The sequence below is a fragment of the Butyrivibrio sp. Su6 genome, assembly GCF_900108105.1.
Classification (GTDB): domain Bacteria; phylum Bacillota; class Clostridia; order Lachnospirales; family Lachnospiraceae; genus Butyrivibrio.
The window spans coordinates 41091-57428 of sequence record NZ_FNUR01000010.1 but is presented as its reverse complement, the minus strand read 5'-3'; the positions used below and the strand labels follow the sequence as shown (position 1 = coordinate 57428).

The 16338-nt window shown below is 40.3% G+C and carries 13 protein-coding genes; all 13 read right to left on the bottom strand.

The annotated features are described in order from the left end of the window. Positions 1 to 46: 46 nt before the first annotated feature. Positions 47 to 1030: a glycosyltransferase family 2 protein gene (locus C4S54_RS11315; RefSeq protein ID WP_103869632.1), complete on the bottom strand. Its 984-nt coding sequence runs from the start codon at positions 1028 to 1030 to the stop codon at positions 47 to 49. Positions 1031 to 1135: 105 nt separating this feature from the next. Continuing rightward, the gene (gene leuD, locus C4S54_RS11310) at positions 1136 to 1627 is read right to left on the bottom strand and encodes a 3-isopropylmalate dehydratase small subunit (RefSeq protein ID WP_103869631.1); all 492 of its coding nucleotides are present in this window, start codon (positions 1625 to 1627) and stop codon (positions 1136 to 1138) included. A 58-nt stretch (positions 1628 to 1685) separates the two neighbouring features. Further along, a complete protein-coding gene (gene leuC / locus C4S54_RS11305) occupies positions 1686 to 2957 on the bottom strand; it encodes a 3-isopropylmalate dehydratase large subunit (RefSeq protein WP_200821070.1) in 1272 nt (423 codons plus the stop codon). An 83-nt stretch (positions 2958 to 3040) separates the two neighbouring features. Then, positions 3041 to 5446, bottom strand: a complete 2406-nt coding sequence (locus C4S54_RS11300; protein ID WP_103869630.1) for a YfhO family protein — start codon at positions 5444 to 5446, stop codon at positions 3041 to 3043. Between the two features lie 130 nt (positions 5447 to 5576). Further along, complete coding sequence (gene ilvC, locus C4S54_RS11295; protein ID WP_103869629.1) at positions 5577 to 6605, bottom strand: ketol-acid reductoisomerase; 1029 nt, start codon at positions 6603 to 6605, stop codon at positions 5577 to 5579. A gap of 40 nt (positions 6606 to 6645) precedes the next feature. Further along, positions 6646 to 7149 (bottom strand): acetolactate synthase small subunit, encoded by a 504-nt coding sequence (gene ilvN, locus C4S54_RS11290; RefSeq protein ID WP_022776400.1) that lies wholly within the window; start codon positions 7147 to 7149, stop codon positions 6646 to 6648. Between the two features lie 1767 nt (positions 7150 to 8916). Next, complete coding sequence (locus tag C4S54_RS11285; protein WP_103869628.1) at positions 8917 to 9555, bottom strand: hypothetical protein; 639 nt, start codon at positions 9553 to 9555, stop codon at positions 8917 to 8919. 119 nt (positions 9556 to 9674) lie between these two features. Then, positions 9675 to 10157, bottom strand: coding sequence for an acetolactate synthase small subunit (gene ilvN, locus C4S54_RS11280; RefSeq protein WP_022776201.1), 483 nt, complete (start codon positions 10155 to 10157; stop codon positions 9675 to 9677). Between the two features lie 23 nt (positions 10158 to 10180). Next, the gene (gene ilvB / locus C4S54_RS11275) at positions 10181 to 11806 is read right to left on the bottom strand and encodes a biosynthetic-type acetolactate synthase large subunit (RefSeq protein ID WP_103869627.1); all 1626 of its coding nucleotides are present in this window, start codon (positions 11804 to 11806) and stop codon (positions 10181 to 10183) included. A 24-nt stretch (positions 11807 to 11830) separates the two neighbouring features. Further along, a complete protein-coding gene (locus C4S54_RS11270; RefSeq protein ID WP_103869626.1) occupies positions 11831 to 14299 on the bottom strand; it encodes a homocysteine S-methyltransferase family protein in 2469 nt (822 codons plus the stop codon). A 13-nt stretch (positions 14300 to 14312) separates the two neighbouring features. Next, positions 14313 to 15374 (bottom strand): acyltransferase family protein, encoded by a 1062-nt coding sequence (locus C4S54_RS11265; RefSeq protein WP_103869625.1) that lies wholly within the window; start codon positions 15372 to 15374, stop codon positions 14313 to 14315. After that, the gene (locus C4S54_RS11260; protein WP_103869624.1) at positions 15374 to 15889 is read right to left on the bottom strand and encodes a hypothetical protein; all 516 of its coding nucleotides are present in this window, start codon (positions 15887 to 15889) and stop codon (positions 15374 to 15376) included. Before C4S54_RS11260 ends, C4S54_RS11265 begins: the two co-directional genes overlap by 1 nt. A 21-nt stretch (positions 15890 to 15910) precedes the next feature. Then, a complete protein-coding gene (gene atpC, locus C4S54_RS11255; RefSeq protein WP_022776194.1) occupies positions 15911 to 16336 on the bottom strand; it encodes an ATP synthase F1 subunit epsilon in 426 nt (141 codons plus the stop codon). Positions 16337 to 16338: the final 2 nt, after the last annotated feature.

Here is a 16338-nt window from a genome sequence, read left to right as displayed (position 1 = left end):
CCATACATATTATTCATAAAGCAATGACAATCTATAATGATTGAAATTATCTCTTATAGACATACTCAGATGTCTCCATATCCTCTTTATCGCCGACATAAGACTCGATGATAAATCTTGGTCTGTTCTTAGTCTCGAGATATATCTTACCAACATACTCTCCTATTACACCAAGAGAGATCATGATAAGGCCTCCAATCGCCCATACAGAGAGAACTGTTGTAGTCCATCCCGGAATTGTCTGGCCTGTAAAGTGTCTTACAAGTGAATAGATAAGAACAACTATGCTAACGAAGAAGATAAAAAATCCAAGCCCCGTGATGAGCTTTATTGGTTTTGTACTAAGGCTGGTAATTCCCTCAATTGCAAAACTCAGCATCTTTTTAAGAGGGTACTTGCTCTCACCGGCAAATCTCTCTGCTCTCTCATAGTAAACAACATCAGTATTAAAGCCTACCATTGGCACAATGCCGCGAAGGAAAAGATTAACCTCACCAAATTCAGCAAGTGCCATAAGGGCACGTCTGCTCATAAGTCTATAATCCGCATGATTGTACACTGTGTTTGCACCCATGGAATTCATAAGCTTATAAAAAGACTCTGCTGTAAACTTTTTAAAGAAAGTATCAGTAGCTCTTTTGGACCTAACTCCATAAACAACGTCACATCCGTCAATAAACTTATCAACCATTCCGTCTATGGCATTTATATCATCCTGAAGGTCGGCATCAAGAGAGATTGCTGCATCACACAGATCCTTGGCTGTCATAAGCCCGGCTAAAAGAGCATTCTGATGTCCCATATTTTTTGAAAGATTGATTCCCTGAAAAATCTCATTTTTCTCATGAAGCTCTTTTATGATATTCCAGGTATTGTCCTTAGAACCATCATTTACAAAAAGAATCCTGCTATCATCTGAAATTTTTCCGGCAGCAATAAGGTCTCTTAACTTTGCCTCAAGCCTTTTTGAAGTTTCCGGAAGAACTTCCTGTTCGTTATAGCAGGGAATTACACAAAATAATCTATTCATGACTTTTTCCTTTTTCTTATTATTAAAAAATACACATTTACTATGATAATATAAAATGCTTTGTTTTTAAAGTGCGTCACACTCCAAAAACAAAGCATTCTTATATCATTCTTTACTGTTTATGTAGTTAATAAGACCCTCAGAATCAATTATCTTTTGCATAAAAGGTGGAAATGCCTGTCCTGTAAAAGTCTTGCCGCTTGTCTCATCTGTAATAAGGCCGGTGTCAAAGTCAATGCTTACAACATCACCTGCTTTTATGTTTTCTGCCGCCTCCTCGCATTCAATAATAGGAAGTCCGATATTGATGCTGTTGCGGTAAAAGATCCTTGCAAAACTCTTGGCTATTACACAGCTTACACCTGAAGCTTTGATGGCAATAGGTGCGTGCTCTCTTGATGAACCGCAGCCAAAATTTTTATCTGCAACAATTATGTCTCCTGCCTTAACCTTTGATGTAAAGTCCTTATCGATATCCTCCATACAATGCTTAGCAAGCTCTGCATGATCTGTAGTATTAAGATATCTGGCAGGAATTATTACGTCAGTATCTACATTATCTCCATATTTAAAAACTGTTCCCTTAGCAGCTTTCATTTTTTCCCTCCACAAAATCTGATATTTTAATGAAATGATATTCTGTATTATTCCAAAATCACAGTCCAAGCTCTGATGGCTGAGAAATCTTGCCTGTTACAGCACTTGCAGCAGCAACTGCAGGTGAAGCAAGGTAAATTTCTGAGTCTATAGCGCCCATTCTACCAACAAAGTTTCTGTTTGTTGTTGAAACGCATCTCTCACCGGATGCTAAAACTCCCATATATCCGCCAAGGCATGGTCCACAGGTTGGAGTTGACACGATTGCGCCGGCTTCTATGAAGGTTTTTAAAAGTCCCTCTTCCATCGCCTGCATATAGATTTTCTGTGTGGCAGGGATCACAATGCATCTCATGCCTTCTGCAATATGATGATCAGTCAAAACTTCTGCTGCAATCCTAAGATCATCAATTCTGCCATTTGTACAGGATCCAATAACAACCTGATCAATCTTGATATCATCTATATCATCAAATGTATGTGTATTCTCAGGAAGATGTGGGAATGCAACTGTAGGTGTAAGCTTACTAAGATCGATTGTGTATTCCTCATCATATTCTGCATCAGGATCTGCTTCATATACTGTATATTTTTTGCCCTTTGCATGCTCATTTATATATGCAAGAGCAATGTCATCAACAGGGAAAATACCATTTTTGCCGCCAGCCTCAATGGCCATGTTTGCAATAGTAAATCTGTCATCCATGGAAAGGTTTCTGATTCCTTCTCCCACGAATTCCATTGATTTATACAAGGCTCCGTCAACGCCTATCATTCCGATGATATGCAGAATGACATCTTTACCGCTCACCCATTTAGATGGCTTGCCAACAATGTTGAACTTAATAGCTGAAGGCACTTTAAACCAGGCCTTTCCTGTAGCCATTCCGGCAGCCATGTCTGTTGAACCGATTCCTGTTGAGAACGCTCCAAGAGCTCCGTACGTACATGTATGAGAATCGGCGCCAATAATAAGATCTCCAGGTAAAGTAAGACCGCTCTCAGGTAAAAGAGCATGCTCAATGCCCATTTTTCCTACTTCAAAATAGTTTGTAATACTGTTTCTTTTAGCAAATTCTCTGACACATTTGCAGTTCTCAGCTGACTTGATGTCCTTATTTGGAACAAAGTGATCGGGAACAAGGGCAATCTTGTCTTTATTAAACACGCCCTCTTTAGTAAACTTCTCCATTTCCTTAATGGCAACAGGGCTTGTTATATCATTTCCAAGCACCAGGTCAAGATCTGCCTCAATAAGCTGTCCAGCTTTTACCTCGGAAAGTCCCGCATGTGCCGCCAAAATCTTTTGTGTCATGGTCATTCTGCTCATACACGTCAATCTCCTCGTTAATTAATGTCAAAAATATACTAGTAAATATAACATGAAAACAAACAGTAAAACACATATCAAATTTAATCATTTTTCTTGATATATTTTAATGTATACCATGTGAGGCCACCCAAAATCAGAAGTCCGATGACGCTCATAATAAGGCCACTCTTAAAACCTTCAGGTGTATATGTAACTCTTATCTCATGGCATCCGCCCTCTACAGGAATTGCCATAAGTCCATAATCTGCAGACAAAATCTCAGTATCTTTTCCATCTACAGTGCAGCTAAAGCCTTTTGTATAAGGCACTGAGAAAAAGACAAGTGTACTATCCGGAAGCATTGCTGTCTTGGCAGTAAATCCGTAAGTATCAGTCACAAAACTCGTACAGGAAGTCGCAGCTCTTTTATCGCACTCAAGCTCAAAATCATAGTAAGAAAAATCATCTTCCATGAGATCTTCCGCTGTGAGCTCTGTCATTGCAAGCGTATCTCCGTACTCAACTGCTACATCATCAGGAATTATAAGGACTCTTGAGAGATCAAGGTCATGATCATCAGCATTCAGATCACTCCACTCTGACTCAGTAATATAGTACTCATAAGTAAATCCCATAGGAATGAAGTTCTGATTTACAAAAATATCGAATCCGTCCTGAGTATCAAGGTAAGTATAGCCTTCTGTTCCTTCACCATTGGCATATACTCTGTTCTTACTGATCTCAGCATTTTCAAAATAATATCTTGCTGAAAGAATAGCTCTTGCTCCGGCTCTTGAAACAGGGATGTTGGTCTCGACAGTTCTTGTTATTCCCAGTGTTCCATCAAGGAAATCAAAAATCTCAGAAGGAACAGTACTTAAAAAGCAGTGTATGGATGGCACACCCCAGACAATATCATAGTTCGTGGAGGTAGAATCAACCTCGCCTCTGCAGAAATCACTCTGATCCACATTGACTTTATTAAAGAGCATCTGCTCCTGCCACATTTTTTTGCCCCTGTCACTTATGATGGAACTGCCGTTTTTAACAGGTATGAAGGTAGCAAGAATGCAACTGCATATAACAACTATCAAAACAACAACATCTCTGATCTTGATCAGTGAATGTTCCTTGTCGAATTTAACTTTCTTTGGCAGTACAAAAACTGTAAGCAAAAGGAAGAAGCTAAGGATTGCCGTTCCAAGCACATCACGCAGGAATATCGTATTATTCTCTGTCATGTTGAACATGACCATCTCTCCGCTGTCATTTTTAGACGGGAAGAAATACACGAGAATGAAAAACATGAACATAAGCACTGCTGCAACTGCGCCTTTTTTCAGCTGAGGAGACTTTCCTCTCTGGGCAACCTGCGCTGTCATAAGGCACATCAAAAGAATCGGCATGTAGAACCAGCGTGCATAATATGAGCTGTTAAACATCGAAAATGCTGCGTTAAACACCGGTATAAAGGCGATCACTCCGCAGATTATCAGCATTGTCTTTTCCCAGTTGTGCTTCTTTTTGTTTAAAAGAAAATACGCGATGACACCTGATAATCCAAACAATGGCAGGTAAGCTGCAAGAGACGCATTCTTAACTGTTCCTGTGTAGAAAAGTGTTCCTTTTCCAATGATATCCGGAAGCATTGAAAGACTCTTTACTATATCCCAAAGAAGCTTCTCACTTGGATAAATCAGGATGTCATAACCGTTTATGTAATTATCAAGTCTTGAATTGCCCTGAATACCTGCAAACGCCTGCATTAGGAAAAAACCTGAGATCATAACACCCAGCACTCCGCTAAGGAGAGCTCTAAAGAAATGTGTTATGACCTGTTTAACAGTACTTCCCTTTATGTATCTGACCACAAAGTACAGGACCATATATACGACCTGTCCAAAGAAGAAATAGTAATTCACAACAGACATAAAAGCTGTCATAAGAGCAAAAAAGATGAATCTCTTATACTTATCTTTGCCCTCAGCTGACATAAGCTCTTCAAAGCAAAGAAGGAAAAGCGGGAAAAATGCAACTGAATCCGTAAAATGGTTGAATACAATATTGCAGGCATTAAATCCTGAAAAAGCATACAAATACCCACCGATCATTGCATAGGTGTACTTATAGACATATCTCTCAATGTACAGATATGCACAGGTAGCTGCTGTAGCATATTTCAGTGCCATAAGAAATGGCATAATATATGGAATTGCACTTTCAGGGAAAAGAACTGAAATCCAAAAGAATGGACTTCCCCAAAGATAGAAGGCAAAGTCACCGAACATGGTTCCGCCAAGATCAATATTCCAGTTCCAGAAAAACTCTCCGCTTCTTACAGCTCTATGAGCAGCAATATAAAACGGAACCTGCTGAACATTATAGTCGCCGTAATAGAAAAAAGGCAGACCTCTGGAAATGAGAATGGGTAAAATAGCAAGCACATACATCAGAAATGCGCTCAAAAACATTACTACAGGAGTATAGTACTTCTTTTTCTCAGACATTTTTTCATAATCCTCATCAAATAAAAATAGAAAGAGCACCGCGAGGCGATACCCTTTCTATCATAGTCTAATTTATGAACATTTTCAATTAAATGGACCCCTAACCCCGTCCCCAAGGTCCGTTTGCAGTTTAGTTGTTGATGAGCTTGTCTGACTCGTTGTTCCAGCTGTAGAGCTTTCTGATCTCTTCACCGATCTTCTCTGATGGGTGCTCAGCATGAAGCTTTCTCATAGCCTGGAAATGTACCTGTCCGCCAGCTTCAGACATATCAAGAAGGAATTCTTTAGCAAATGTTCCATCCTGGATATCAGAAAGAATCTTCTTCATTGTCTTCTTTGTCTCATCTGTGATGAGCTTAGGTCCTGTTACATAGTCACCATACTCAGCTGTGTTAGAAATAGAATATCTCATTCCTGCAAAGCCTGACTGATAGATAAGGTCAACGATAAGCTTCATCTCGTGAACACACTCGAAGTATGCATTTCTTGGATCATAACCAGCCTCAACAAGTGTATCGAAACCAGCCTGCATAAGTGCACAAACACCACCACAAAGAACTGCCTGCTCACCAAAGAGGTCTGTCTCTGTCTCTGTTCTGAATGTTGTCTCTAAAAGACCAGCTCTTGCTCCACCGATTCCAGCGCCATATGCAAGTGCAAGATCAAGTGCCTTACCTGTAGCATCCTGCTCAACAGCTACAAGACAAGGTGTTCCCTTTCCAGCCTGGTACTCAGAACGAACTGTATGTCCAGGAGCCTTAGGTGCGATCATAGCAACATCAACATCCTTAGGTGCCTTGATAAGTCCAAAGTGAACGTTAAATCCATGAGCGAACATAAGCATGTTGCCTGGCTGAAGGTTTGGCTCAATGTCCTCTTTGTACATCTTAGCCTGTTTCTCATCGTTGATAAGGATCATGATGATATCAGCCATCTTAGCTGCTTCTGCTGTGTTATATACTTTAAGTCCCTGTGCCTCAGCTTTTGCCTTACTCTTTGAGCCCTCGTAAAGTCCAATGATTACGTTGCATCCTGAATCCTTAAGGTTAAGAGCATGGGCATGTCCCTGTGAGCCATAGCCAATAATAGCAATTGTCTTTCCCTCAAGTAAAGATAGATTACAATCTTCCTGGTAAAAAATACGTGCATCCTGTGACATTAATTTTTCCTCCTACTATATAAAAAATTGAATAAACAACTTATTCATCAAAGAAAATAACCTTATCTGTTCCCCTGCCAAGACCTGCAATACCGGTGCGGGCAAGTTCAAGGATCTCGTAGCCTTCAAGTAACTTAAGGAAAGCATCAACTTTGGACTGGCTACCTGTTATCTCTATAATCACTGAATCAATGCTGACATCAACAATGTTGCCTCTGAAAATATTGGCAGTAGCAAGAATACTCTGTCTCTTGTCCGCCTCTGCCCTTACCTTAACAAGAGCGAGCTCTCTATATACACTATCCTTAGGTAAAAGCTCATGAATATCTCTTACATCAACCAGCTTACTAACCTGCTTTTCAATCTGCTCAAGAATCACATCGTCGCCAGATGCAACAATGGTAATCCTCGTAAACCTTGGATCTGCAGTGGTTCCTGCAGTTATACTTTCAATGTTATATCCTCGCCTGGAAAAAAGACCTGATATCCTGGAAAGAGTTCCCGGATTATTATCAACCAGTAATTGAAAGACTTTTTTTTGCATTTTGTGCTCCTTTTTAAGTCTTACTTTATGCTTTTAAGAATACCGGCTTCGATTTTTGAACCGATAATAACAAATTATACTCCTCTAGTGTACCACGTCAACAACTTTTTCTTTTAGACTTTAAACTTGCACTATTTTACAGTATTAAAGTATTTTTTGCAATCGTTTTTTATATTGAGGTTATTATAAACAAAAAAATTTATCGAAGGTAAAACTTTTTACTTCGTGAGTTATACTAATGGCATAATACTCTCTCTTTGTATAAGCGTAACTGACTTTTCTAACTCTCTATAAAAATTTAGATTGCGGCTACGTACGCCACCATTGACTGAACCTGAGGAAACCGCCCTGCAGGCTCTGCCGACGGTGAGGATGATGGGAACAGTAGATTTTCTCGCACCGTCGAATTCAGCATTTTAGCGTTTTCCCCAGAACCCGTCAATGTCAAGCACCTTCGGTGTGGCTGGGGTAAGGTGCCTCGGAATCCAATTCCGAGAACAGTAGCTGTTGATACTTCTAGAACGTATAAGGCTTTATTCCCTCGGCTCCCAATGAGAGCGAGCTGCTGTTTTGGGCATATAGCTCGTTTTCAATAGCTCAGCCACCTGCAATTAACCGGTTTTGGGCTCATAGCCTGATTTCAGGCTTTCAGCCACCACGCATTATAGCTTTTATCGTAGGCAATTGGGCATATACGGTAATTATCCGTTCGCAGCCACCTTTTAACAGGTGGCTCGAGTCTTGAAATCGGCCTATATGCCCAGTTGAATTTTCATGAGGGGTGGCTGACCTCGCAAAAAGCTGCTATATACCCAAAATAGTAAAGAATCAGAGGTGGCTGGAAGCTTTACAAAGCGCTATATGCCCAAAACGATATTTTTTCTATTATATGGATCGTTATACGGAAGGAATGATTTTGTAACAGCGATTTTCTGAGATATAGGATAAAACCTGACCATTTCTATCGAAATCCACTTTGATAATACCTATCATGACTAGAAACATGACCTAAGTAAAAGAAAAATACAAAATAGGTCATGAATTTTGTAGCAGTTTAAGCATTATCACGATAAAAAATATGACCTAAATAAATGAAAAATACAGAATAGGTCATGAATTTTGTAGTACTTTAGCAATATCACGACAAAAAATATGACCCCTAGATAAAAGAAAAATGCTGTTTAGGTCATGAATTCTGTAATAACAAGGCAATATCATGACAAAAATCATGACCTAGGCAAGTGAAAAATGCTAATTAGGTCATGTTTTTGGTAATATCCATGCAGATCATAATGAATTGTCACAGTGAAATGAGCAGATAGCCTGCACACTCTTGAAAGAAGCCACCCCTACTGTTCCTGGATTCAGAGCCTGAGGCATTAGATTACAGCCACACCGAAGGTGCTTGCCATTGACGGGTTCTGAGGGAAACGCTACAATGCTGAATCCGACGGTGCGAGATAATCTACTGTTCCCATCATCCTCACCGTCGGCTCGCAGATAAAGGCGTTTTCCTCAGGTTCAGTCAATGGTGGCGTACGGAGCCAAGCATTTACCAATTTCTTAAGCTTATACATAGAATAACAGGGGCAATGTCTGCCCCCTGTCTACCCCCTAACTTCTACCTCACTTACGCATATACAAAGCGAAAGCATTGTTATATGCAACACTTCAAGACTTTGAACACCAAAAAAGATGGCCTCTCGCACCTTCTCAGGAAGCGAAAAGCCATCTATAAAATAATCTGTTATTCTGGTATTTCTGGTATTACTTCATACCTGCAACATAGTATTCAAATGAATCATAGGCCTGTTTTGTATAGAATTTGGCAGTCATTGTTTCACCAGGCTTAAGCGCGCCTCCTGTGTTATAAAGACCGCATTCTCCAAAATCGACTATCTGGCCCTTATAGTAATACACAACTACAGCCTCTCCGGATACAGCTTCACTGCCTTTATTTGTAACATATATTTCTACATTTCCATTTCCTGCATCATAGCCTTTGGTATCAAGGTCATTACCTGCAGCTTGTACTCCATATGTTCCAAGTTTAGTATTTACGAAAAGGTCATAGTCATAGTTTGTTGCTGATGCTGAATTTGGGAATACTCCTACAAGCATATATATTTCGCCTGGAGCCAATATAAATACATCATCCTCAGCGTTTGCTTCAATTGCATTACCACTTGCATCAATAGAAATAGCATCCATTGAAACTGCTGTATCTACCCCATTTGTATTTGTAACTTCAACAAGAAGATACATATTTCCATCATCAAAAGTTGCAGAATACTCTTTACCGACAACAATACCATTAACAGAGCCAGATGCAAAAGCTGTGGTATAAACTCCAATAAGCATAGTAGCAACAAGCATAATAGCCAAACTTACTCTTATCTTCTTCATAACGATTCTCCTTTTAAACTAAGGTGGTTAGCGTGTATACAAAGTATACATTATCGGCTTGTCGTTTTGAATTAAACACTAGTTAAATCATTATAAAAAAACAGTAAAGCCCTAAAGCTTTACTGTTCCTTGCATTTCGTAAGAGCAACTGTCCCTGTTCGCGCTATTTCAACTATGCTCACGCTCTTAAGCATCTCAATAAACAGCTCAATTCTCTCTGATGTATCACATATCTGTATTACCATCATATTTTTGGACATATCAACTATAGAAGCGCCCATGATCTGGCAGTTCTCCATGATATCTCTTCTGTTATCCCTGTTGTACTTAACTTTGATAAGCATAAGTTCTCTATTTATACTCATGCTCTCCTTAAAAGTCTTAACCTTGATAACATCAATCTTTTTATTGAGCTGCTTTTCTATCTGTTCAATAGTTCGTTCATCGCCTGTTGATACAATAGTCATACAGGAAACGCTTCTATCTGCAGTTTCACCAACAACAAGCGAATCAATATTGAAATTTCTTCTTGAAAAAAGACCTGCCACTTTAGAAAGTACACCTGCCCTGTTTTCTACAAGAACTGAATATATTCTTTTCATGTTAAGCTACCTTTCCCCATTCCTTATCTGGTAAGTGCCATAGGATCAACAATTACTTCCATAAGACCGGACTTATCATCCTTCAAAAACTCTTTCAGGTTTGCATCAAGGTCGCTTTTTCCGTCGACCTTCACATATTCCATTCCATAAGCCCCAGCAATAAGTGACAAATCCGGATCACCGGAAAGCTCTACCATTGAATAATGATCATCATAAGTAAAATGCTGATGTTCTCTTACCATACCAAGATATCCGTTTTTCATAACGATTATCTTAACAGGAATATTGTACTGGCGCATTGTAGCGAGCTCCATCATTGACATTTGGAACGCCCCATCACCAATAACAGCTAAAACCTGCTTTTTAGAGTCAGCAAGCTTGGCTCCCATGGCCGCAGGAATTGAATATCCCATAGTTCCCATGCCGCCCGAAGTCAAAAATCTGCCGTCGCGCACCTTAAAGTATGAGCAGGACCACATCTGATTCTGGCCTACATCTGCTACATAAACACAGTCTCTGCTGACCTCTTCTGAAAGCTTATTTATAAAAATTTCCGGATCAACAAAGCCTTCCCCTGCAGGTTTTCTATCTACATGCATATCCTCTTTATATTTTTTAAGGAGATCAACCCACTCATCATGATCATCTGCATGATCATCCTGCTCAAGGAAATCTGCAAAAATATGCTTTATATCACCTACAAGAGGAATTGTCGGTCCAACGTTTTTGCCTATTTCAGCAGGGTCAACATCTATGTGTACCATAACCTTATTCTCAGTAATAAGATCAGGCCTGTTTACTGCACGGTCCGCAACTCTTGCGCCAACCATCAAAAGAAGATCTGACTCATTCATAGCTCTGTTAGCATAAGGAGCCCCGTTGTTTCCAACCATTCCAAAATAAAGAGGGTGCTCTGTTGGCATAACACCAATGCCCATCATGGTAGATACAACCGGAACTTTATTAAGCTCAGCGAACTTAACGATTTCGCTGGTAGCTCCGCTTAAGTGGACACCGCCTCCCACACAGATGATAGGTCTCTTTGCCTTCTCTACCTCTTTTATGACTTTTCTGATCTGAACAATATTGCCCTTTACAGTTGGCTTATATGAGCGCATGGAGATTGTTTCAGGATATGAAAACTTCCCTGAAAACTCTGCAGTCTGAACATCAAAAGGAATATCAATAAGAACCGGTCCTCTTCTTCCGCTGTTTGCAATATAGAAGGCCTCCTTGAATATCCTTGGGATATCATTTACATCCCTTACAAGATAGCTGTACTTAACAAAAGATTCCACAGCACCTGTGATATCTGCCTCCTGGAAAACATCACTTCCGATCATATCGCTATTTACCTGTCCGGTAATAGCAACAAGCGGAATAGAGTCAGCATATGCTGTAGCGATACCTGTAATAAGGTTTGTAGCGCCGGGGCCTGAAGTTACGGCACACACTCCGACTTTGCCGCTTATTCGTGCATATCCGCTGGCACAGTGAGCAGCATTCTGCTCTGTTCTTATCAAAACCCTCTTTATATCAGTCTTTAGCATTTCATTCCAAAAGGGGTCAATTGCAACTCCTGAATAACCAAAGATGACTTCTGTTTTTTCCTGTAACAGGCATTTAACTATTGCTTCAGCTCCAATCATACAACGCTCCTCAAATACTTTTTATCACTGATTGTCTTCGATATTAAGAATCTGTTTAACCACCCTGACAGCATCGGCTGCATCTGATGAATAGCCATCCGCTCCTATCTCCTGGGCGTAATCCTCTGTCACCACTGCTCCGCCGATTATGATCTTGGAGTCAAGTCCCTCCTCATGAGCAAGATCCACCACATTTTTCATTTCTTTCATGGTTGTAGTCATAAGTGCAGAAAGAGCTATAATGCTGGCATCGTTCTCCCTGGCTGCGTTTATTATTGTTTCCTTTGGTACATCTTTTCCAAGGTCAATAACATTAAAACCATAATTTTTGAGCATCAGTGCCACGAGATTTTTGCCGATATCGTGAATGTCACCATGAACAGTTGCTATAACAACTGAAGGGAGCTTTTTCCCTGTGGCTTCATCGCCCTTTAAAAGCGGTTCCAAAATTCCTATTGAAAGTTTCATGGCCTCAGCCCCTGATATCAGCTGTGGAAGGAAGAACTTTCCCTTATCAAAAAGATCTCCAACTTCGTTTATGGCTGGCATCAAAACCTCATCAAGGATAACCCTTGGCTCTATTCCTCTATCAAGCGCGGTCTGTGTATCTTTTACGATAGTTCTTTTTGATCCTTTTAAGACATCTGCCTTTATTATAGCAAGAATATCATCATTATTTGTAGACGCTGATTTATCCATTTTTGCAGCGCTGGTTTCTGTAGCGTTTTTATCCTCTTTTGCTTCTGCTATGCGCTGCATTCTCTCAATATATCTGATGTCAGCACCTTCTTTATTGCGCAAAAGATCTGATGCAAAAGCCGCATTTACAAGCATTTCCTGGGACGGATTGGCGATAGCCATAGTAAGCCCTCTTGAAATAGCCATAGTCAAAAAGGCGGTATTTACATTCATTCTCTCAGGAAGTCCAAAAGAAATATTGGAGAGTCCGCAAACCGTGGCATATCCGTTCTCATGACAAAAACTTATGGTATCCAAGGTCTTTATGGCAGCTTCCCTGTCAGCTCCAACAGTAGCCACAAGTCCATCAACCACGATATCTTCAAGGTTCATTCCCATATCGTAAGCCATTTTGGACAGTTCTTTTATATTCCCTATCTTTTCCTCAGTTGTCTTAGGAAGTCCCTCCGGACTTAGAGGTAAAAGAATAAACATAGCGCCATACTTTTTTGCAAGCGGCAGGAACTGTTCTGCTTTTCCTTTTTCCAAAGAGATGGAGTTCATAAGAGCTCTTCCCGGGTAAATCCTCAGGGCTGCCTCCATAACCTCGGCACTGCTGGTATCTATGCAAAGAGGAAGATCAGTCTGAGACATAACTTCCTCAAGCACCTCAAGCATCATCTCTTTTTCATCAATTCCGCTCATGCCCACATTGATGTCGAGGATAGATGCACCTTCCTGCTCCTGGCTTCTTGCAAATTCAGAAACCATGGAAAGATCCCCTTCACGAAGAAGTGCCTGTAATTTCTTTTTACCTGTGGGATTTATCCTTTCTCCCACGATCATGAAGTTTTCGTCAAGTCCAAAGGAAAGGCTCTGTCTTTCTGATGAAAGATACCTTCTTCCAACCATTTTCCTTGGTATATCATTTTCCGGTATATAGTCTGAATAGTTTTCTTTTAAAGCCTTTATAAAAGCAGGAGTTGTACCGCAGCATCCTCCGATAACGCTGGCGCCCGCATCAAGAAGTCTTTTCATCTCCTTAACAAAAGTAGACTCATCCATGTCATACTCAGTATTTCCATTTTCATCAACAGAAGGGAGCCCCGCGTTGGGCTTTGCAATTATAGGAACGCCTGTAACAGAAGCCATATTCCTTATAAGTTCTTCCATCTTATCAGGGCCTGTGGAGCAGTTCGCACCAATAGCACATGCTCCAAGTGCCTCTAACGTAATGGCACTTGCAGAAGCATCAGATCCGTAAAGAGTCCTTCCGTCAGCCTCAAAGGTAAGAGTTACCATTACTGCAATATCAGAGATTTCCTTGGCGGCAATAAGAGCTGCTCTGCATTCCTGAAGACTCATCATGGTCTCGACAATGATCACGTCGCACCCTGCTTTTTCAAGGATACTTATCTGTTCCTTATATGTATTTACAAGCTCTTCAAAGCTTAAATCTCCGATAGGCTTTAGCTGCTTTCCGGTCATGGTAATATCACCTGCCACCAGTGCTCTGCCATCTGCAGCCTTTTTGGCAAGTTCTACAAGCTCAGTATTTATCTCTTTTATGCTGTCCTCAAGACCGTAGTCAGAGAGCTTTATCCTGTTGCCTGTAAAAGTAGGGGCATAGATTATATCCGCCCCTGCATCAACATAGCTTCTCTGAAGTTTAAACATCACATCTTTATGCTCAAGGATCCATTTCTCCGGGCACACGCCGGCAGGCATTCCTGCCTTCATCAGATTCGTACCTGTTGCCCCATCCAAAAAAACTACTTTTCCCTTAAACTTTTCTAAAAACTCTTCTCTTTTCATACCGCTCAACCTTTTATATTTTTGTTTTCCTGCAGCTGTATTTTTTGATAGTCCTTGGTATAAACCATATAAACAAAAGGCACAGAGCCATTATCACAAAAGGCTTTGCTCCCATGGAAATATCCGGTAACACTCCATAGTAAGAAAGCTGATCCACAAGACAGATCACTAAAACATGATAGAAATAAATATTTGATGATCCTTCTTTTCCTATCTTCCAAAGGTACTTGCCACCGCCAATGCCTGTCTCTGATAAAAAGAGTATTCCAAGTACCATTAAAAGCGCTCCGAAAGGACATTCTTTTTTCCCAAGAAGAAGGAACTCGGCGCTGGAGATTACCATTCCTGCAAGTATACCTAAAAATCCCGGAATAATCCATTTTTTGCTGCGGATCCTATATTCATTCTCAGAAAGGTCTTCTTTTAATTTGCCAATGTAATCCGAAAACCAGATTCCTATAAGAACATAAGGCATACCCTCAAAAAGCCAGTTTCTGAGCACATACCAGGTAGTTATGCTGATATCAAAAGGTCTTATAGGATAAAAAGTCTGAAGCAGTTCTCCAAAATAGAGCCCTGCTAAAAGGATCACTACAAGAAATTTGTACCATTTTCTAAGAACAGGCGCAAATATGTAAATGAGCCCAAATACATAAAAAAGGGCAAACAAATACCACAGATGGTCAAAAGTATAAGATCCGTCATAGATAAACTTGCCGGAATTAAACAAAAAGAACCATCTGGCTTCAGAAAGATTGAATTTGGAAGTAAACCACTCTCCAAAACCAATGCCATTTTTTAAATGGAATAAAAGTGAATAGACCAGATAGATTAAATAAACTACCCCAGTGGTCTTTAAGAGTTTTCTGATGGCCTTGCCAACTCTTTTTCTGATATCTTCAGTATTTCTCATACTATAGGGTATGAGAAATCTTCCTGATATGGCAAAAAAGAAAGGACATATATATCTGCTGATAGCGTCCCAAACAAAACCAAAAGTCCCCGGAAATCTGGTGTGACCTATGATCACTCCCATTGATGCGATAAATTTTACTAAATATATAAATGTATTCATTATTCTTCTGTGCTCGTTCCTATCGTAGAGAATTGTATAGAATCCTGTGTCGTTACTGTAACGCCCTCTCCCGTTGGAACTTCGCCATGAAGAACCTGTAACATAACCAGTACTCTGCTATTGGCTCTCTGGTAATACTGACTAGCAAGCGACTCGCTGTCACCATCGAACTCATTATCATAGGCCTCATGATAAAACTGATCGGCCATTTCCATGTAGTCAGCAGCTTCAACTGCAATATCTGATATTCCTGAAAACTCCTCAGGAATTGTAAGCTCTGACATTTTCTTATACTCTTCATTCATCTCATCCAAATATCCTAAAAGCTGTGATACAGCCTCATCAGAATTAGGATCGATGCCATTGATTGATTCATCAAAATAAGAAAGCTTATTATAAAAAGAGTCCATGCTCTCCTTATAGCTTTCAAGTTCGTCATTTGTTTCCTTCTGACACCCGGTTAAAACCATACCTACAACCAGGGCACTCAAAAGGAGTGTCCTTACTTTTTTCACACTTCCTACTCCCCATTTAAATTAATCTTTATACTTAGAAACAGCTGACAATCTTGTAAGGGCTCTTGCAAGTCCTGCCTGAGACTTCTTAAATTCCTTGATCGACTGTTTCTGCAGCAGGTGCTCCTTAGCATATTCGTAAGCTTCCTGCGCTCTTCTCTTATCAATATCCTCAGGTCTTTCAACAGTATTTACAATGACAATGCATCTGTTATTGGCAACCTGAACAGAGCCAAGGCTTACTACTCCAACGGTCCATTCGCCACCCGGCTTTTTTATCTTGATTATACCGTCAGAAAGAGCAAGGATCATCTCCTCATGGCCTGCCAAAACCGCAAGCTCCCCATCATCACAAGGAAGAATGATCTCTTCTGCCTTATCATCATAAAATATTCCGTTTACGGAAATGACCTGAAGGCCAAAGGTAGCTACCCTTTCCTCACTCATAC